Annotated in this window: 18 protein-coding genes; 13 read left to right on the top strand and 5 right to left on the bottom strand. The window is 62.8% G+C overall.

All coding sequences use genetic code 11. The features are described from left to right. The first annotated feature begins 2 nt into the window (after positions 1 to 2). From cueR to AACW87_RS21890, 6 genes are all read left to right on the top strand, one after another. Positions 3 to 392 (top strand): Cu(I)-responsive transcriptional regulator, encoded by a 390-nt coding sequence (cueR, locus tag AACW87_RS21865; protein ID WP_042035872.1) that lies wholly within the window; start codon positions 3 to 5, stop codon positions 390 to 392. 84 nt (positions 393 to 476) lie between these two features. Continuing rightward, complete coding sequence (locus AACW87_RS21870) at positions 477 to 1,631, top strand: GGDEF domain-containing protein (protein ID WP_241326153.1); 1,155 nt, start codon at positions 477 to 479, stop codon at positions 1,629 to 1,631. Positions 1,632 to 1,662: 31 nt separating this feature from the next. After that, positions 1,663 to 1,926 (top strand): YihD family protein, encoded by a 264-nt coding sequence (locus AACW87_RS21875; RefSeq protein WP_042870400.1) that lies wholly within the window; start codon positions 1,663 to 1,665, stop codon positions 1,924 to 1,926. Positions 1,927 to 2,121: 195 nt separating this feature from the next. Continuing rightward, positions 2,122 to 3,570 carry a cytochrome c oxidase accessory protein CcoG gene (gene ccoG, locus AACW87_RS21880; RefSeq protein ID WP_043142559.1) on the top strand — a complete coding sequence of 483 codons (1,449 nt, stop codon included), beginning with the start codon at positions 2,122 to 2,124 and terminating at the stop codon, positions 3,568 to 3,570. Between the two features lie 141 nt (positions 3,571 to 3,711). Beyond that, positions 3,712 to 4,701, top strand: coding sequence for a serine/threonine protein kinase (locus AACW87_RS21885; protein WP_043142557.1), 990 nt, complete (start codon positions 3,712 to 3,714; stop codon positions 4,699 to 4,701). A 424-nt stretch (positions 4,702 to 5,125) separates the two neighbouring features. Further along, a complete protein-coding gene (locus AACW87_RS21890) occupies positions 5,126 to 5,734 on the top strand; it encodes a thiol:disulfide interchange protein DsbA/DsbL (protein WP_042870394.1) in 609 nt (202 codons plus the stop codon). Positions 5,735 to 5,809: 75 nt separating this feature from the next. On the opposite strand, the gene pncB is transcribed toward AACW87_RS21890, so the two are convergent. Together pncB and AACW87_RS21900 are read right to left on the bottom strand one after the other, a co-directional pair. Beyond that, on the bottom strand, positions 5,810 to 6,988 hold the full coding sequence (pncB, locus tag AACW87_RS21895) for a nicotinate phosphoribosyltransferase (protein ID WP_241326154.1): 1,179 nt from the start codon (positions 6,986 to 6,988) through the stop codon (positions 5,810 to 5,812). A gap of 101 nt (positions 6,989 to 7,089) precedes the next feature. Further along, complete coding sequence (locus AACW87_RS21900) at positions 7,090 to 7,725, bottom strand: nicotinamidase (protein WP_241326155.1); 636 nt, start codon at positions 7,723 to 7,725, stop codon at positions 7,090 to 7,092. A gap of 75 nt (positions 7,726 to 7,800) precedes the next feature. Between AACW87_RS21900 and AACW87_RS21905 the strand changes: the two genes are divergently transcribed. Further along, the gene (locus AACW87_RS21905) at positions 7,801 to 8,451 is read left to right on the top strand and encodes an NUDIX hydrolase (protein WP_043142945.1); all 651 of its coding nucleotides are present in this window, start codon (positions 7,801 to 7,803) and stop codon (positions 8,449 to 8,451) included. Then, positions 8,448 to 8,945 (top strand): DUF523 domain-containing protein, encoded by a 498-nt coding sequence (locus AACW87_RS21910; RefSeq protein ID WP_241326156.1) that lies wholly within the window; start codon positions 8,448 to 8,450, stop codon positions 8,943 to 8,945. The genes AACW87_RS21905 and AACW87_RS21910 overlap by 4 nt, the downstream gene beginning before the upstream one ends. On the opposite strand, the gene AACW87_RS21915 is transcribed toward AACW87_RS21910, so the two are convergent. From AACW87_RS21915 to AACW87_RS21925, 3 genes are all read right to left on the bottom strand, one after another. After that, the gene (locus AACW87_RS21915; protein WP_241326157.1) at positions 8,876 to 9,835 is read right to left on the bottom strand and encodes an acyltransferase; all 960 of its coding nucleotides are present in this window, start codon (positions 9,833 to 9,835) and stop codon (positions 8,876 to 8,878) included. The two genes, AACW87_RS21910 and AACW87_RS21915, sit on opposite strands and share 70 nt — an antisense overlap. Positions 9,836 to 9,844: 9 nt before the next feature. Further along, the gene (locus AACW87_RS21920; RefSeq protein WP_098981446.1) at positions 9,845 to 10,744 is read right to left on the bottom strand and encodes an acyltransferase; all 900 of its coding nucleotides are present in this window, start codon (positions 10,742 to 10,744) and stop codon (positions 9,845 to 9,847) included. 135 nt (positions 10,745 to 10,879) lie between these two features. Continuing rightward, a complete protein-coding gene (locus AACW87_RS21925; protein ID WP_241326158.1) occupies positions 10,880 to 12,394 on the bottom strand; it encodes a YifB family Mg chelatase-like AAA ATPase in 1,515 nt (504 codons plus the stop codon). Between the two features lie 384 nt (positions 12,395 to 12,778). Between AACW87_RS21925 and ilvG the strand changes: the two genes are divergently transcribed. From ilvG to ilvA, 5 genes are all read left to right on the top strand, one after another. Continuing rightward, a complete protein-coding gene (gene ilvG, locus AACW87_RS21930; RefSeq protein WP_241326159.1) occupies positions 12,779 to 14,425 on the top strand; it encodes an acetolactate synthase 2 catalytic subunit in 1,647 nt (548 codons plus the stop codon). Beyond that, a complete protein-coding gene (gene ilvM, locus AACW87_RS21935) occupies positions 14,422 to 14,712 on the top strand; it encodes an acetolactate synthase 2 small subunit (RefSeq protein WP_103472325.1) in 291 nt (96 codons plus the stop codon). The genes ilvG and ilvM overlap by 4 nt, the downstream gene beginning before the upstream one ends. Before the next feature lie 12 nt (positions 14,713 to 14,724). Continuing rightward, positions 14,725 to 15,669 (top strand): branched-chain amino acid transaminase, encoded by a 945-nt coding sequence (locus AACW87_RS21940; RefSeq protein ID WP_241326160.1) that lies wholly within the window; start codon positions 14,725 to 14,727, stop codon positions 15,667 to 15,669. A 142-nt stretch (positions 15,670 to 15,811) separates the two neighbouring features. Further along, positions 15,812 to 17,653, top strand: a complete 1,842-nt coding sequence (ilvD, locus tag AACW87_RS21945; protein ID WP_042654432.1) for a dihydroxy-acid dehydratase — start codon at positions 15,812 to 15,814, stop codon at positions 17,651 to 17,653. Between the two features lie 88 nt (positions 17,654 to 17,741). Beyond that, positions 17,742 to 19,262: a threonine ammonia-lyase, biosynthetic gene (ilvA, locus tag AACW87_RS21950; protein ID WP_241326161.1), complete on the top strand. Its 1,521-nt coding sequence runs from the start codon at positions 17,742 to 17,744 to the stop codon at positions 19,260 to 19,262. The last annotated feature ends 85 nt before the right edge of the window (positions 19,263 to 19,347 follow it).

Genomic DNA, 19,347 nt, shown 5'->3' on the forward strand with positions numbered 1-19,347 from the left:
CAATGAACATCAGCAAGGTTGCCAAGGCCACGGGGCTGACCGCCAAGACCATACGTTACTACGAGAGCATCGGCCTCATCTCGGCGCCGGTACGCAGCGATAACGGCTATCGCAGCTACACGGAAGGGGCGCTGCGGGAGCTGCGCTTCGTCAAGCGGGCGCGGGAGACAGGCTTCAATCTGGAGGAGTGCCAGGAGCTGCTGGCGCTCTACCGGGACGAGCACAGGACCAGTGCCCAGGTGAAGAAGCTGGCACAGGAGAAGATTGTCGATCTGCGGGCCCGCATCGCCGGCTTGCAGGCCATGCTGGCCTCCCTCGAGGGGCTGGTTTGCTGCTGCCACGGGGATGAAAGCCCCGAGTGTCCCATCCTGGACGAGCTGGAGCGCGGCTGACCAACCGCTTAATAACGGACGTTTTATTGTTGGCCCGGAAGGGGTAGTGGTAGACTGTGCGGCTCTTGTACAGGGAGTACGCAGTTGACTCAGAGTGTGACACGTCAGGTGAAGCAGGCCATCATGGCCCAGCTCTATACTCACGCCTCATTCAGCCTGCCTTGCCTGGGTCTGCTGGCGCTCGGCTGGAGCCTGTTGTTCCACGATTACCTGCCCGCCGGCGAGGCGCTCGGCTGGCTGGCACTGGTCAGCCTGCTGCTGCTGTGTCGCGGCTGGCACCTGCGCTGGCGTCAGCCCAGGCTGGCGCAGATCCCCTTGCCTGTGCTGGAGCGCGAGCTGTTCATCGGGGTCACCATCACCTCCATCATCTGGGCGCTCGGCGTGCTGCTCTACATGGACAAGCTGCCCGACACCTATCGCGCCGCTATGATGATGCTCTCCAGCCTGATCCTCACCGGCAGCGCCATCATGCTGTTTGGCAGCCGCCGCTCCCTCTACGGCGCCGTCTTGCCGCTCGGGCTGGCCATGCTGTTCGAGCTGGGGGCTGGCAACGAGCAGGAGCGGATCGTCTCCGGCATGCTGGCGGGCTATCTGTTTGTCTTCTTGCCGACCCTGCTGCGCCGTCTGCGGCGGGATCAGGTCGCCTCCCTCTATCACCGCTTCTCCAACGCCGATCTGGTGGCCGAGCTGAAGGCGGTCTCAGAGCACCTCAAGCTCACCTCCCGGCTGGATGGCCTGACCGGCATCGCCAACCGCGCCCATTTGGATTACAGCCTGGAGCGGGCCTGGCGCCGCTGTCATCGTGCCAGGGCGCCCCTGTCACTGGTGCTGGTGGATGTGGATTACTTCAAGCAATTCAACGATCTCTATGGTCATCAGCTGGGGGATGAGTGCCTGCAGCGGGTGGCGGGCCTGCTGGCCGAGGTGCAGCGCCGCGAGGATGATCTCGCCGCTCGCTACGGCGGGGAGGAGTTTGCCCTGCTGCTGCCCTGTACCAGCATGCAGGGGGCGCTGCAGATCGCCGAAAACGTGCGGGTGGCGCTCAAGGAGCTGGGCATTCCCCACCAGAAATCCCTGGTTTCCGGCCGGGTCAGTTGCAGCTTCGGGGTGGCGACCCTGGTGCCGGATCAGAGCGGCTCCATCGCCGAGCTTATCCAAAAAGCGGATGCGGCCCTCTATCAGGCCAAGCATAATGGGCGGGATCGTATCGAAGTAGCCTTGATGGGTAAGGTTGCCTGAGTTTCACATGACAGATTTAAAGAGGTTGTCTATGCAATGTCATCGTATCGAAGAGCTGCTGGAGTTGTTGCAGCCTGCCTGGATCAAGGAACAGGACCTCAGCCTGGTGCAGTTCGTGGCCAAACTGGCGGCGGAAGCCGGCTATGAGGGTGCCTTGTCCGACCTGACCGACGACATGCTGATCTACCACCTCAAGATGCGGGAATCCGACAAGCAGGCGATGATCCCCGGCCTGGCTAAGGATCATGTACCCGACTTCAAGGAAGCCCTGCTCAAGGCGCGCGGCATCAAGTAAAGATTGCTCCAGCTGGAGCCTTTGATGGTGTTCAAAGGAATCTCTTAGAAAGGCGTTTCGTCAACTGGCGACACGCCTTTTTTGTTGCTTGAAATTGCGACATCACTCGAACATTAGATACATTTTACCCACACAATTAGCAGGTTGTTTAAGATATAATCCGCCCCATAACAAATAAGGGAGCTGTGTCTTGCAATGGCCGATCATGAAAAAATCGATATCAAGGATGTCACCGGCGATGTAACGGGGACGTACAACCCCAATACCTTCAAAGCCGGCGATGACAGGTTCAATCCCGGCAACCGCATCTACGTGAGGGCGCAACCCGGTTACTGGCAGCGGGTGCGCAAGGCCATGGGCTGGTTCTTCGTGGTGCTCTTCGTCGCCTTGCCCTGGTTGCGTTATGACGGTCGTCAGGCCGTGTTGTTCGATATCGGCCATCAGCAGTTCCACATCTTCGGTGCCACCATCTGGCCGCAGGACCTGACCCTGTTGGCCTGGATCTTCATGATCGCCGCCTTCGCGCTCTTCTTCGTGACCACCTTCCTCGGCCGGGTCTGGTGTGGCTATCTCTGCCCGCAGACGGTGTGGACCTTCATGTTCATCTGGTTCGAAGAGAAGCTGGAAGGGGCGGCCAACAAACGGCGCAAGCTGGATGCGGCTCCCTGGAGTGGCGAGAAGCTGGCCCGCAAGGGCGCCAAGCATCTGGCCTGGATCCTGCTGTCGCTGGGCACCGGTCTCACCTTCGTTGCCTACTTCCAGGATGTGTTCCAGCTGGTGCCTGACTTCTTCACCCTGCAGGCGAGCGGCTGGGTCATCTTCTGGGTGCTGTTCTTCGCCGCCTGTACTTACGGCAACGCCGGCTGGATGCGCGCCATCATGTGTATCCACATGTGCCCCTATGCCCGCTTCCAGTCCGCCATGTTCGACAAGGACACCTTCATCGTCGGCTACGACACCAAGCGTGGCGAGACCCGGGGTGCCCGTGCCCGCAAGGCCGATCCCAAGGCGCTGGGGCTGGGTGACTGCATCGACTGCGATCTCTGCGTGCAGGTCTGCCCGACCGGCATCGACATCCGCGACGGCCTGCAGTACGAGTGCATCAACTGCGGCGCCTGCGTCGATGCCTGTGACCAGACCATGGATCGCATGGGCTATCCGAAGGGGCTGATCAGCTACACCACCGAACACAAGCTGGCCCACAACAGCACCCATGTGGCGCGGCCCAAGCTGCTCGGCTACGGCCTGGTGATGGTCATCATGCTGGGGGTGTTCGTCTACAACGCCATGTCCATCATGCCGATGGGGCTCGACATACTGCGGGATCGCAACCAGCTGTTCCGCGAGAACAGCGAGGGGCTCATCGAGAACACCTACACCCTCAAGATCCTCAACAAGACCCTGCATGCCCAGACCTATCAGCTGGATGTGGAGGGGCTGCCGGAGCACCAGTGGTTCGGTCCGCGCGAAGTGACCCTGAAGGCGGGCGAGATCTACACCCTGCCGGTGAGCGTGGCCGTCGACCCCTTCAACCTGAAGAAGCCGACTCTGGACATCCAGTTCGTGCTCAAGCGGGATGGAACGGCACCGGATGACAGCAAGGGCACACTGCGCCAGGCCAGCAAGTTTATCAGCCGGCTATGATGCTGGAGAGAGCTGTGGAGGGCCGGTCAGTTCAGGCCCCCAGTGACCGCAGTGATGGCAGGAAAGCGTGGCGCAACCGGTTGGGTTGAACGCCATTGAACCGAGTGGTGATAGACTGGGGCGCAACGGCGCCCCTTTCTTATGGTGGATGACATGCGTTTCAACTATTCCGACCTCAATCCCGATCTCATCATGGACGCGCTGGATCTCAGCGGCCTGCGTATCGACTCCGGCCTCATCGAGCTCAACAGCTACGAGAACCGGGTCTACCAGTTTCAGGACGAGGATCGTCGCCGCTACGTGGTGAAGTTTTATCGTCCCGGTCGCTGGAGCCGGGCCCAGATCCTGGAAGAGCACGACTTTGCCGCCCGCCTCAATGAGGCGGAGATCCCGGTCGCCGCCCCCATCGTCTTCGCCGGCGAGACCCTGCTGGAGCATCAGGGCTACCCCTTCGCCATCTGGCAGAGCGTGGGGGGCCGCCAGTTCGAGGTGGACAACCTGGATCAGCTGGAGTGGGTGGGGCGCTATCTCGGCCGCATCCACCAGATAGGCGCCAGTCGCCCCTTCCATCACAGGGTCCGGCTGGATGTGGAGAGCATGCTGCACGAGCCGCGTCAGCTGCTGGCGTCCGGCGAATGGCTGCCGAGCGGGCTGGCCAAATCCTTCTTCGGCGTGCTCGACGAGCTGATCAAGCACGTCTGTGACGCCATGACCCTGGATGTGGCACAGATCTCCCTGCACGGCGACTGCCACCCGGGCAACATCCTCTGGCGCGACGGTCCCATGTTCGTCGATCTCGATGACTGCCGTACCGGCCCCGCCATCCAGGATATCTGGATGCTGTTCAACGGCGAGCGTCACGAGCAGCTGATCCAGCTCGATACCCTGTTGGCGGGCTATGAGGAGTTCATGGAGTTCGACCCGCGTGAGCTGGCGCTGATCGAGCCGCTGCGGGCCATGCGCATCGTCCACTACATGGCCTGGCTGGCCCGACGCTGGGAAGATCCGGCGTTTCCACGCCACTTCCCCTGGTTCAATACCGATCACTACTGGCGCCAGCAGATCGCCATACTGCACGACCAGCTGGAAGCGCTCAAGGCACCGCCACTGACGCTGACGCCGGGGTGGTGACGCAGCAGATCCCCATATCTGCCGCACGACCCGCTGGAGGCGCTCAAGGCACCGCCTCTGACGCTGACGCCGGGGTGGTGACGCAGCAGATCCCCATATCTGCTGCACGACCAGCTGGAGGCGCTCAAGGCACCGCCTCTGACGCTGACGCCGGGGTGGTGATACAGCAGATCACCATGTCTGCCGCACGAACCGCTGGAGGCACTCAAGGCAACGCTTCTGATGCTGACGCCGGGATGGTGAGCAAAGGGAGGTACGGTGGGTCGTCGGCATATACCCAGCGATTGTCAGCCGATGGCGCTTCCTGCCGTTGAGCCTGCCGGTGTGGTCCTTTGCCATTGACGCCAGCATAGCGACACAATAGGCTTGGCACTGCTTCGGTTCGCCGGGCGTGCCTCACAGTGATCCCTTAACAGGAAACGTCATGAAAAAAGTACTATTTTTCCTCGCTGCCATGCTGATGATCCCCATGGTTCACGCCGCCCCCGAATTCAAGGAAGGCGTTAACTACGACGTGGTCAAACAGACGGGTAGCGCCCAACCTGAAGTGCTGGAGTTCTTCTCCTACTACTGCCCCCATTGCGCCAAGTTCGAGCCGATTGCCGCGGATCTGAAGAAGAATCTGCCGGAAGGCGTGCCGATGAAGAAAAACCCGGTGGCCTTCCTGGGCCGCGAGATGGGTCCGGAGATGCAGCGTGCCTACGCCGTTGCCAGCCTGCTGAATGTTGAAGGCAAGCTGACCCCGGCCATCTTCGACAAGATCCACACCCAGCGTCAGTACCCGCAGAGCCGTACCGACGTGAAGCAGATCTTCGTGGACAACGGCGTGCCGGCCGAAGAGTTCGACGGTGCCGTCGACAGCTTCGCGGTCTCCGGCATGGTCTCCCAGTTTGACCGCAACACCGAGAGCTACAACATCCGCGGTGTGCCGGCCTTCTTGGTCAACGGCAAGTACATGGTGAAGATCGAATCCATTACTTCCCAGGAGCAGTTCAACCAGCTGGTGAAATTCCTGCTGGCCAAGAAAGACTGATCCCGCCAGACCCGATGAAAAAAGCCCGCCGGTGCGAACCGGCGGGCTTTTTGTTTGGCATCAGATTGGCCGGAGTCAGACTCCGACGTGGAAGGCCTGCTTGAGGTTGCGGATGAAGTCCGCATCCCGGCACAGGGTCTTGCCCGGGCTGTCGGAGATCTTGGCGACCGGGCCGCCGTTGCACTCCATCAGCTTGAAGACGATGTTCATGGGAGTGACGCCGGGCAGATCGCAGGTGAGCTTGGTGCCTATGCCGAAGCTGGTGTTGATGCGGCCCCGGAAGTGGCGGAACAGCTGCACCGCCTTGTCGAGGTTGAGCCCATCGGAGAAGACCAGCGTCTTGTCGGTGGGATTGATGCCGAGCTGCTGGTAGTGGCTGATGGCCTTCTCGCCCCACACCACGGGATCGCCTGAGTCGTGGCGCAGCCCCTGATAGCGGCTGGCCAGCTCGAAATCGAAGTCGCGCAGGAAGGCGTCCATGGTGATGCAGTCGGTCAGGGCTATGCCGAGGTGGTTGGTGAACTCGTCCAGCCAGCTGGTGAGGGCGGCGCGCTGGCTGTGCTCCAGCGGGAAGCCGAGCTGCTGGTGGGCCTGGAACCACTCGTGGGCCTGGGTGCCCACAGCCGACAACTGGTACTTCTGGGCCAGCAGGTAGTTGCTGGTGCCGCGAAACGCCGGCAGGCGCTCCTTGAGACGGCCCACCACGGCATCCTGCACCGCGTGGGAGAAGCGGCGGCGGGTGCCAAAATCGATGAGGTTGAACTCGCTCATCTCCTCGCTGCTCAGCTCATGTTCCAGCTTGTCGATCTTCTGATCGAGCCGATCCAGCGCCTGGCTGACGCCAAACTGGGGGTAGCGGAAGCGGTTGCGCATCTCGCTGATGATGGCGAGCACAGGGATTTCCCACAGGATCACATCCTGCCAGGGCCCTTCGACCCGCACATTGATGCGGCCATCCTGCTCGAACACCTTCAGCAGGGAGGCATCGAGCGGCTTGCGGCGCAGATGATCAAGATAGTCGGCGGTGAAGAAGGGGCGCTCGGCCAGAAAATTGAGCTCGGGTCTGGTCAGCCGCAGGGAGCCGGCGAGGCGCAGCTGCTCCTCGATCTGGCCCATCATGGGCAGCAGATCCTCTTCGTTGCGGCTGTGGAACTCAGCCACCACCTCGGCATCCGGATAGCGATGGAACACCGCCTGCTGCATATGCAGCTTGTAGGCGTCGGTGTCGAGCAGGCTGGTGAGGATCGGTGGCATATCAGGCTCCCCGCAGGCTGGGGAGCGCGATGACGTTCCCCTGCCGCATAGGTAAGGTGCAGGCGCCGGTATCGGCTTGGCGGGTGAGGATCGGCGGCATATCAGGCGTCCAGCAGGCGTTGTACATCGATCAGGGTCTGGGCCAGTTCGGCACCCGCCTCGATCATCTGGGTGCAGGCGCAGGCAACCGTCTCGGGAGCTATGCCACGGCAGGCATCGAGATGGACGATCACCCGGAAACCGGCGTGGCACAGTTGCAGCACGCTGGTCTTGACGCAGTAGTCGGTGGCCAGGCCGCCGACCAGCACGGTAGTGACGCCACGGGCATGCAGAAACTCGATGAGCCCGGTGCTGCGCCGTTCGGCCAGATCGTGGAAGCAGGTACCGTAGGGATGCAGATCCGGCTCGACCCCCTTCCAGACGAAGAAGTCGTAATCTATGGGGGCGGGCAGACCATCGAGCAGCTCGAAGCCCTGGGTGCCCGGCACGCAGTGCACAGGCCAGGTGAGATCGGCATTGGGCAAGTCCAGCGGCAGCAACATGCCGGCGGGATCGCTGACGGCCCAGGCGGCGTTGGCAGGGTGAGAGTCCTTGCTGCCGATCCGCAGGCTGGCGAGGGTGGCCTGAGCGTTGAGCGCAGCCACAATATCATCCCCGCCCACGACGGGCAGTTCGTTCGGGCAGAGGGGGGTAAATCCCTTCTGCGCATCAATATCCAGGCTGGCGACGGTTCCCATTGAGTGGCTCCTGCACATACTATTCGTGTGATATTATCTACCAAACATTAATCGAAGGCGAGCAGGGCGATCGGCATGTTGAGAATGAGTCTGGATATGGTGGTGCTGCGGTTGAACGAGGAGCGGCTCGAGCTGCTGCTTGAAACCCGCGATCGCCCCCCCTTTGCCCACTGCTGGCAACTGCCGGCGCTGCGCATCGACGAGACTCGGGATCGGGACTTGGACGCGGCTCGCCACCGTCTGCTGGGGGAGTGGGGGCTGGGCCACTGCTACAGCGAGCAGGTCTGCACCCTCGGCAATCTGGAGCGGGATCCCCGCGGCTGGTCCACGACGCTGGTCTATCTCTGTCTGGTCGAACCGGATGTCGAGGCCATCCACGGCTGCTGGCATCCGCTCTCGGCCCTGCCCGGCCTCAGCCTCGCCTTCGATCACACCCAGCTGATCGCCAGAGGGCTGGAGCGGCTGCGGATCAAGAGCCGCTACAGCACCTTGCCGCTGCAACTGCTGGGGCCCGAGTTCACTCTCTCGGAGGTGCAGCGCGCCTTCGAGATCATCCTGCAAACCCCCATGAACACGGCTGCGTTTCGCAAGCGGATCCATCGCGCCGACATCCTGGTGGATACGGGCCGCAAACGCACCGGCAAGCAGCGCCCCGCCATCCTCTACCGGATGGAGAGCCCCTGCTGCGTCATGTTCGATCAGGTGATGCATGGAGCGGAAGCATGAGCAAAACGCCGCCCCGGGTGCTGGTGAGTGCCTGCCTGCTGGGTCAGCCGGTACGTTACGACGGCCGGAGCAAGGGGATCGTCAGCGACTGGCTGACGGCGCTGGGGGCCGAAGGGCGGACGCTGTCCTTCTGCCCCGAAGTGGCGGGCGGCCTGCCGACCCCGCGTCCCCCTGCCGAACGACAGGGCGAGCGGGTGCTGACCGCGAGCGGGCTGGATGTGACGACCGAGTTTGATCGCGGCGCCGAGCTGGCGCTGGCACTCTGTCAGGCGCAGGGCATTCGCTTTGCCCTGCTCAAGGAGGGGAGCCCCTCCTGCGGCAGCGGCCGCATCTACAATGGCCGCTTCGAAGGCGTGTCAGTGACGGGCGAGGGCAAGACCACGGCCCTGCTGCGTCGCCACGGGATCAATGTCTTCTCGGAGGATCAGTTGGCCGAGCTGGCCTCTGCACTCTCTTTGGATCCCTCTTTGGCGGTATTTGGCAGCGGTTCCTGATCCCGCTGCCAGCCGCCCAGCACCTCGTCCTTCTCCTGCCAGCGCTGGTTCAGCCAGCCCTGAAAACCCCGCTTGAACTGCTTGTCATTGAAGTAGTCACCGACCAGCGCCTCGTCCACCGGCAGCTCCTCGATGCGCACCCGAATGCGCTTCATCCGCCCCATCAGGAAGTCCTTGAACGGGGTCTCTGCGTTGTCCGGATAGCTGATGGTGACGTTGATCAGGCTGTCGAACTGCTCCCCCATGGCCGCCAGGGTGAAGGCCAGCCCGGCAGCCTTGGGTGGCATCAGGTGGCGGTAGCGGGAGCGGGCCGCATCCCGCTTGGGCTCGGTGAAGCGGGTTCCCTCCACGAAGTTGATGACTGTGGTGGGGATGTGGCGAAACTTCTCGCAGGCGTTGCGGGTGGTCTCTATATCCTTGCCGCGCAGATGCGGGTTGCGCAGCAAAAACTCCCGTGAATAGCGGCGCATAAAGGGCATGTCCAGCCCCCAGCAGGCGAGTCCCAGCAGCGGTATGTAGATCAGCTCGTGCTTCATGAAGAACTTGGGCACCGGCAGCCGATCCCGAAACAGGTGACCCAGCACCACTATGTCGGTCCAGCTCATGTGGTTGCTGACGATGAGATACCAGCCATCCTTGCGCAGTCGGGTGTCATCCTCAATCTGCCAGTCGATGCGGGTGGTGAGGCGGATCACCAGGGCGTTGCAGGCCAGCCAGAGGCGCATGAAACAGTTGTTGAGGCGGCTGCAGGCGCGGCCAAAGGCCGGAATGGGCAGCAGCAGCTTGGCCAGCGACACCAGCAGGATCAGGCTGGCGCACAGGGCGGTGAACAAAATGGTCAGGCTGGTACTGATGAGCAGCACCAGGGGGCCGGGGAGCAGGGTTGGCATGGGCGTCGTTTACTGCGTCTTGTCCGCCAGCAGCTGGTTCAGGGTCTGGTCCTTCTCGCGCCAGATCCCGTTCAGCCACTGTTGAAACTCTTGTTGGAACTCGGGGTCATTGAAGTAATCCCCCACCAGATTGCGTTCGATCGGCAGAAAGCGGACCCGAACCTTGATCTCCTTGACCCGACCGCACATGAAGTCCCAGTAACTGGGGATGCCGCCAGGATAGGCGATGGTCACATCCACCAGCTTGTGCAGCTGATCGCCCATGGCCGCCAGGGTGAAGGCGATGCCGCCAGCCCTCGGGTGCAGCAGGTGGCGATAGGGTGCGGCCTGTTTGTCGTGCTTGCGGGCGGTGAAGCGGGTGCCCTCCACGAAGTTCATCACGCTCACCGGAATGTGGCGAAACTTGGCACAGGCCTGGCGCGTTGTTTCTATGTCTTTTCCCTTCAGATGCGGCCTTTTTTCCAGAAATTTACGGGAATAGCGCCGCATGAAGGGGAAATCCAACGCCCACCATGCCAGACCGAGAAAAGGTACCCAAATCAGTTCTTTCTTGAGGAAAAACTTCAGGAAGGGGATTTTCTGATTAAAAATCCGCTGCAGCACCAGTATGTCGACCCAGGATTGATGGTTGGCAATGACCATATACCACTCATTCCGGTTCCCTTTGTCCACTCCGACCACCTCGAAAGGCGTTCTGATGATGGTTTTCTGGATCAGATTGTTGAAACCTATCCAGCAACTGGCACAGCCGTCCAGCAGAGCATTGCAGAGGGTGCGCCAGCCCTTGAGCGGCAGCAGCAGCTTGATCAGACCAAGCAGCAGTATGGGGACAAACCAGAACAGGGTGTTGAGGAAATAGAGCAGGGTCGAGAGGCTGCCGCGCAGTCGCTCTATCAGCTTGTTGTGCATGAGTCGGGTCCGTCTTCTTGTCTGTGGGTGGCAACCAAGTGGTCAGATCTGTGGCCATAATATCAGCCGATGGTCCGCTAGACCATGCACAGGGCCATCGGCAGCCCGGGACTCATGTTTTCTGCATGGCGCCAGTCAGCCGCTGCGCAGTCGCGACAGCAGTCGGTCCATGGCGCGATAACCGAGGGCCTCGATCAGGTGCTCCTTCTCGATGGCGGGCCGTCCCGCCAGATCCGCTATGGTGCGCGATACCCGCAGTATGCGGTGCCAGGCCCGGATGCTGAGCCCAAGCCTCTGGATGGCATTCTCCAAAAAGTCGGCATCTTGCGGTGATAATCGGCAAATGTCCTCTATCTCGCGACTATCCAGCAGGTTGTTGAGCTTGCCATTGCGGCTCAGCATCCGCTCTCGCGCCCCTAGCACTCGATCGCGGATCTGCTGGCTCGACTCCCCCCGTTCCGCCTTGCCGGTGAGGCTGCCCTTGGGCAGCAGCGGCACCTCCACCGTCAGGTCGAAGCGATCGAGAAAGGGGCCCGAGAGCTTGCCGAGGTAGCGCAGTATCTGATCCGGGCTGGAGCGGGTCTGGCCGTCGCCATAGTGACCGCAAGGGCTGGGGTTCATGGCGCCGACCAGCTGGAAGCGGGCGGGGAAATCCACCTGACGGGCGGCCCGGCTGATGGTGATGTGGCCGGTCTCCAGCGGTTCGCGCAGGGAGTCGAGCACCTTGCGCTCGAACTCCGGCAGCTCGTCGAGAAACAGCACGCCGTTGTGGGCCAGCGAGATCTCGCCGGGTCGCGGGTGGCTGCCGCCGCCCACCAGCGCTACCGCCGAGGCGCTGTGATGGGGCGTGCGGTATGGCCTGTGATGCCAGTGGCCGGCACGCGGGGTCAGGCCGCCGATGGAGTGGATGGCGGCGGTCTGCTGCGCCTCCTGCTCGCTCAGCGGTGGCAGAATGCCGGGCAGGCGGCTCGCCAGCATGCTCTTGCCTGTGCCGGGCGGGCCTATGAACAGCAAGTTGTGGCTGCCGGCGGCGGCGATCTCCAGCGCCCGCTTGGCCTGGGACTGGCCTATCACATCCTGCAGATCCGGTACATCGGGCAGGGCATCCGTGGTTTGGGGGTCCGGTAGCGGCAGCTCGTACTGACCCGCCAGCCAGGCGGTGACGGCCAGCAGCTGGTGGGCGGTGCGCACCTCGGCATCCTGAATGAGGGAGGCCTCCGGGCCGTTCTCCCGCGGCACCAGCAGGGTGCGCCCCGCGTCGCGGCAGGCGAGCACGGCAGGCAGTACCCCGAGCACGGGCCGGATCTCGCCGGTCAGGGCCAACTCCCCCAAAAATTCGTGATCGAGCAGGTATTTTGCCGGTATCTGCTTGGAAGCGGCGAGAATGCCGATGGCGATGGCCAGATCGAAACGGCCACCCTCCTTGGGCAGATCGGCGGGGGCCAGATTGACCGTGATGTGTTTGGACGGGAACTCGAAGTTGCCGTTGAGCAGGGCGCTGCGCACCCGATCCCGCGACTCCTTCACCGAGGTTTCCGGCAGGCCCACCATGTTGAAGGCGGGCAGGCCGTTGGAGAGATGAACTTCCACCGTGACTTGCGGTGCCGCTATCCCCAGGCTGGCACGGCTATAAACCACAGCTAATGACATAAATCCCGTCCTTGGTTTGATGTATGTGCTAGTTAACCGTTTTTTGTTAGTTTTTTATGCCAGCTATCCCGATGCGGCTCAGTCAAAATCAGAGTCTTGTCAGGTAAAAAAGGCTTGCCCAATAAAAATCACCGTGCTAGTTCTAATAGCCATTCGCGGTGCAAACCGCCCCAATTTCACAGGATTTCCGGTTGTAACTATGAACATGGCCTCCCGTTTCGTCAGCATTATTGTGGTCCTAGTGGTGATTATTATCTCACCGCTCGGGGCTCGTTTAGCTGCACGGAACAAGGGATAGACCCACCACCGGACAGAACGAAACAAGCGACCCCCGAGCCTCACAGCTCGGGGGTTTTTTTTCGACTACAGGACAGGATTTTCCACATGAACGGCGCGCAGTTTTTGGTACAGGCTCTCAAGAAACAGGGTGTGACCCAGGTGTTTGGTTACCCAGGCGGAGCCATCATGCCGGTCTACGACGCCCTGTATGACGGGGGTCTTGCCCATCAGCTCTGCCGCCACGAACAGGGGGCCGCCATGGCGGCGGTGGGCTACGCCCGTGCCTCCGGTCAGGTGGGGGTCTGCATCGCCACCTCCGGCCCCGGTGCCACCAACCTAGTGACCGGGCTGGCGGAGGCGCTGCTCGATTCTGTGCCCCTGGTGGCCATCAGTGGTCAGGTGCCCTGTTCTGCCATAGGTACGGATGCGTTTCAGGAGGTCGACGTGCTCGGCATGTCCCTCTCCTGCACCAAGCACTCCTTCATGGTGACGGATGCCGCCGATCTGGGCAGGGTGCTGGCGGAAGCCTTTGCCATCGCCACCGAAGGGCGCCCGGGTCCGGTACTCATCGACTTTCCCAAGGATGTGCAGCTGGCCGCCGTGCCCACCCAGAGCCCGTTGTTTGCGGTGGAGGAGCCTCAGGCGCTCAACCCGTCAGAGTTGACGGCTGCCCGCACCCTGCTGGCCGGTGCCGAGCGCCCCGTGCTCTATGTCGGTGGCGGTGTGGGCATGGCCAATGCCGAGCAGCAACTGCGCGAGTTTGCCGCCGTCACCGGCATGCCGGCCGTCACCACCCTCAAGGGGATAGGGGCGCTGGATCCCGACAGCCCCGTCTACCTCGGCATGCTCGGCATGCACGGCACCAAGGCCGCCAACTACGCGGTGCAGCAGAGCGATCTGCTGCTGGTGGTGGGTGCCCGTTTCGATGACAGGGTGACCGGCAAGCTGGAGGAGTTTGCCCCCGAGGCCAGGGTGATCCATCTGGACGTGGACGCCGCCGAGTTCGGCAAGCGCCGCGCCGCCGAGGTGGGCATCACCACGGATCTCAAGCGGGTGTTGCCCGCCCTGGCCATGGCGCTGGCCATAGATCCCTGGCGTGAGCACTGCGCGAACATGGCTCGCGAGTATGCATTTCGCTACGACCATCCCGGCCAGCCCATCTATGCCCCAGCCCTGCTCAAGCAGCTGTCGGCCCGCCTGCCGGACACCAGCGTGGTGGCCTGCGACGTCGGCCAGCACCAGATGTGGGTGGCCCAGCACATGCGCTTTACCAGCCCGCGCAACCACCTCTCCAGCGCCGGCCTCGGCACCATGGGTTTCGGCCTGCCCGCCGCCATCGGCGCCAAGATGTCGCGCCCCGATGACGAGGTGGTGCTGGTGAGCGGTGACGGCTCCTTCATGATGAACGTGCAGGAGCTCGGCACCATACGTCGGGCCCAGCTCAAGGTGAAGATGGTGCTGCTCGACAACCAGCGTCTCGGCATGGTGCGCCAGTGGCAGGAGCTGTTCTTCGACGGCCGTTACAGCGAAACCATACTCTCCGACAACCCGGATTTCGTCGCCCTGGCCGCCGCGTTCGGCATTCCGGGTGAGACCATCACATGCAAGGAGCAGATAGCCGGTGCCCTCGAGCGCCTGCTGGCAAGCGAGAGCGCCTATCTGCTGCATGTGGCCATTTCAGAGGAAGAAAACGTCTGGCCCCTGGTTCCGCCGGGAGTCGCCAACCACAAGATGATGGAGCAACACCCATGAACCCGCACACCTTTGCGCAGCCAACAGCTGCACAACACACCCTGCATATTCACGCCCAGCCCAGACCCGAAGTGATGGAGCGGGTACTGAGGGTGGTGCGCCATCGCGGCTTCGCTCTCTGCGCTCTCACTATGGAAACGAGAGCGGAGCAGGATTGCCAACAGCTGCGGATCACGGTTACTGTCGAGTCGGAGCGTCCCATCCAGCAGTTATGGAGCCAGCTGGTCAAGCTGGTGGATGTCTCCCGGGTCGATGCACTGGAACAGCAACCCCGGATCAGAGCTTAAGGAGCAACTGCAATGTCACAGCCTTCCCAATCCCCCACTCAGCCCAAGTACATCTGGTTCAATGGCGCCCTGGTGCCCTGGCAGGATGCCCAGGTGCACGTCATGAGCCACGTCCTGCACTACGGCTCCTCCGTGTTCGAGGGTGTACGCGCCTACGATACCCCCAAGGGCACCTGCATCTTCCGGCTGCAGGAGCACACCCGCCGCCTGTTCGACTCCGCCAAGATCTACTGGATGGACGTCCCCTACAGCGAGGCCGAAGTGAATGAAGCCTGCCGCACCGTGGTGCGCGAGAACGGCCTGAAGAGCGGCTATCTGCGCCCGCTGGCCTTTGTCGGTAATGTGGGGCTGGGGCTGCATCCGCCGCTGGATGCCAAGGCCGATCTCATGGTGGCGGCCCTGCCGTGGGGCGCCTATCTGGGGGAAGAGGGGCTGAAAAACGGGGTGGATGTGTGCGTCACCTCCTGGAACCGGCTCGCCCCCAACACCATTCCCACCGGTGCCAAGGCCGGCGGCAACTACCTCTCCTCCCAGCTGATCAGCCGGGAAGCCAAGCGCAACGGCTATGCCGAAGGGCTGGCACTGGATGTGAACGGTTACCTGAGCGAGGGGGCGGGGGAGAACCTGTTCCTGGTGAAAAACGGCGTGTTGTTCACTCCGCCCGCCACCGCCGCCATCCTGCCCGGCATCACCCGCGACACCATAATGACGCTGGCCCGCGATCTGGGTTATGAGGTGCGCGAGCAGGCGCTGCCCCGTGAGGCGCTGTACGTCGCAGACGAGATCTTCATGACGGGCACAGCCGCCGAGGTGACACCTGTGCGTTCGGTGGACCGCATGAAGGTAGGCGCCGGCTGTCGTGGCCCCGTGACCGAGCAGTTGCAGAACGCCTTCTTTGGCCTGTTCAACGGTCAGACCGAGGACAAGTGGGGCTGGCTGACGCCGGTCAACGACTGATGAGAGAGGGGAGGCGTGACGCCTCCCCGAGTCGCTTCCGGTCAGGGCATCAGCCTAGTGCCCTGACCAGGATCGATTCCCGATCCGCGAGTCACACATTCAAGAAATCATGCGCCCCATGGGCATTCAGGGAGTAGAGACAATGCCGAAGTTGAGATCCGCCACCACCACCCACGGACGTAACATGGCCGGGGCCCGCGCCCTCTGGCGTGCCACCGGCATGACAGATCAGGATTTTGGCAAGCCCATCATAGCCGTGGTCAACTCCTTCACCCAGTTCGTGCCCGGCCACGTTCACCTCAAGGATTTGGGCCAGCTGGTGGCCCGCGAGATCGAAGCCGCGGGTGGCGTCGCCAAGGAGTTCAACACAATCGCCGTGGATGACGGCATCGCCATGGGCCACGGCGGCATGCTCTATTCGCTGCCGTCCCGGGAGCTGATCGCCGACTCGGTGGAGTACATGGTCAACGCCCACTGCGCCGATGCCATGGTCTGCATCTCCAACTGCGACAAGATCACCCCGGGGATGCTGATGGCCGCCCTGCGCATCAACATACCCGTGATCTTCGTCTCCGGCGGCCCCATGGAGGCGGGCAAGACCAAGCTCTCCGATCAGATCATCAAGCTGGATCTGGTGGATGCCATGATCCAGGGGGCCGATCCCAAGGTCTCCGACGCCCAGAGCGACCAGATAGAGCGCAGCGCCTGCCCCACCTGCGGCTCCTGCTCCGGCATGTTTACCGCCAACTCCATGAACTGCCTGACCGAGGCGCTCGGCCTCTCCCAGCCGGGCAACGGCTCCATGCTGGCGACCCACGCCGATCGCGAGCAGCTGTTCAAGCTGGCGGGCCAGCGCATCGTCACCCTGGCCAAGCGCTGGTATGAGCAGGATGACGAGACGGCCCTGCCGCGCAACATCGCCACCAAGGCGGCGTTCGAGAACGCCATGGCGCTGGACATCGCCATGGGTGGCTCCACCAATACGGTGCTGCACCTGCTGGCGGCGGCGCAGGAGGCCGGGGTGGACTTCACCATGGCCGATATCGACCGCATGTCGCGCAAGGTGCCCCAGCTGTGCAAGGTGGCGCCCTCTACCCAGAAGTACCACATGGAAGACGTGCACCGCGCCGGTGGCGTGGTCGCCATCCTGGGCCAGCTGGAGAAGGCGGGTCTGGTGCACGGCGATACCCGCACCGTACTGGGCGGCTCCCTGGCTGAACTGCTCAACGAATACGACGTCAGCCGCCAGCCGAGCCAGGAGGTGGTGGACTTCTACCGCGCCGGTCCGGCCGGGATCCGCACCACCAAGGCGTTCAGCCAGGATTGTCGCTGGCCCGAGCTGGATGTGGATAGAGCCGAGGGCTGCATCCGCTCGCTGGACAATGCCTACAGCCTGGAGGGCGGCCTGGCCGTGCTCTCCGGCAATCTGGCCCTTGATGGCGCCATCGTCAAAACGGCTGGCGTGGATGACGAAAACCTCTGCTTCCGTGGCCCGGCCCGGGTATTCGAGAGCCAGGACACGGCGGTTGCCGGCATTCTGGATGGCACAGTCAAGGCCGGTGAAGTGGTGGTGATCCGCTACGAAGGGCCAAAAGGGGGTCCCGGCATGCAGGAGATGCTCTATCCCACCACCTATCTCAAGTCCATGGGATTGGGCAAGCAGTGCGCCCTGATCACCGATGGCCGCTTCTCAGGCGGCACCTCGGGTCTTTCCATCGGCCACGTCTCGCCGGAGGCGGCCTCCGGCGGCACCATAGGGCTGGTGGAAGATGGCGACATCATCAACATCAATATTCCGGCTCGCAGCATGGTGCTGGAGGTGGCCGACAGTGTGCTGGCTGCCCGCCGCGTTGCCGCCTCGGCCCGTGGCTGGAAGCCGCTGGACCGTCAGCGTCAGGTCTCCTTTGCCCTGCGCGCCTACGCCATGCTCGCCACCAGTGCCGACAAGGGCGCGGTACGAGATCGCAGCAAGCTGGAGGAGTGATGATGACACTTAAGGCAAATTACCCGTATTCCGTCTGTGCCGTGCCGAGCATGGTGCGCGTTCATCCCGGCAAGGCGGAGGAGTAACCATGGTCTCTGCGGCAGATTATCTACGCAAGGTGTTGCTCTCCCCCGTCTATGAGGCGGCGCGGGTCACCCCCTTGCAGACCCTTAAAAAACTCTCCGAACGGCTCGGCAACCAGGTCTCCCTCAAGCGGGAAGACTTGCAGCCGGTGCACTCCTTCAAGCTGCGCGGCGCCTACCACAAGATCGCCACCCTGACCCAGGAGCAGAAGGATCACGGCGTCATCGCCGCCTCTGCCGGCAACCATGCCCAGGGGGTCGCCCTGTCGGCGGCCAAGCTCGGCATCAAGGCCATCATAGTGATGCCCAAGACCACGCCGGACATCAAGATAGATGCGGTGCGCCGGCTGGGTGGCAACGTCATGCTGTTTGGCAACAGCTTCGACGAGGCCTATGCCGAGAGTCGCCGCCTCTCCGAACTGGAGGGCTACACCCTGATACCGCCGTTTGACGACGTCGAGGTGATCGCGGGCCAGGGCACTATCGGCAAGGAGCTGCTGGAGCAGGATACCCACCTCACCCACGTCTTCGTGCCTGTGGGGGGCGGCGGCCTAGCCGCCGGTGTGGCCGTCTACATCAAGCAGTTGCTGCCGGATGTGAAGGTGATCGGGGTGGAGGCGGAAGGCTCCGCCTGCCTCAAGGCCGCCATGGAGGCCGGCGAGCCGGTCAATCTGGATCGGGTCTCGCTGTTTGCCGACGGAGTGGCGGTCAAGCGCATCGGCACAGAGACGTTTCGTCTGTGCAACCAGTATCTGGACGAGGTGGTGACCGTCTCCAACGACCAGATCTGCGCCGCGCTGAAAGACATCTTCGATGACTGCCGTGCCATCGCCGAGCCGTCGGGGGCTTTGTCATTGGCGGGACTCAAGGCCTACAGCGAGCGCGAGCAGGTCAAGGGCGGCCGGATGGCGGCCATTCTCTCCGGTGCCAACGTCAACTTCCACAGCCTGCGCTACGTGTCGGAGCGCTGCGAGATAGGCGAGAAGCGCGAGGGCATGTTGGCGGTGACCATACCCGAGCGCAAGGGGGCCTTCCTCGACTTCTGTCGCCAGCTCGGCCCGCGCATGGTGACCGAGTTCAACTACCGCTACGCGGATGCGGCCCAGGCCTCCCTGTTCGTCTCGGTGCGCCTCACCGGCGGCGACGAGGAGCTGACCCAGATCCAGCACCAGCTGGAGGGAAATGGCTACCCTGTGGTCAACATGACCGAGAGCGAGCTGGCCAAGAACCACGTGCGCTACATGATTGGCGGCCGCCCGGCCCGGCCCCTGGGTGAACGTCTCTACAGCTTCAAGTTTCCGGAGCAACCGGGCGCCCTGATGCGCTTCCTGGAGACCCTGGGCTGTCGCTGGAACATCAGCCTGTTCCACTACCGCAACCACGGCGCCGACTACGGCCGCGTGCTCTGCGCCTTCGAGCTGCCGGACGAGGACGTGGCCGCCTTCCACGACTACCTGCGCGAGATTGGCTACGGCTGGAAAGAGGTCAGCGATGACCCCGCCTACCGGCTGTTTCTGGCCAGCTGATGACCCGCAGTAGACAAGCATGGAGGCCGCAAGCCTCCCTCTTTTTTTGCGGTCGTGGCGGCTGACAAGCAGGGGCAACCCGCTG

The organism is Aeromonas sp. MR7, from assembly GCF_963899385.1.
Taxonomy (GTDB): Bacteria; Pseudomonadota; Gammaproteobacteria; order Enterobacterales; family Aeromonadaceae; genus Aeromonas; species Aeromonas bestiarum.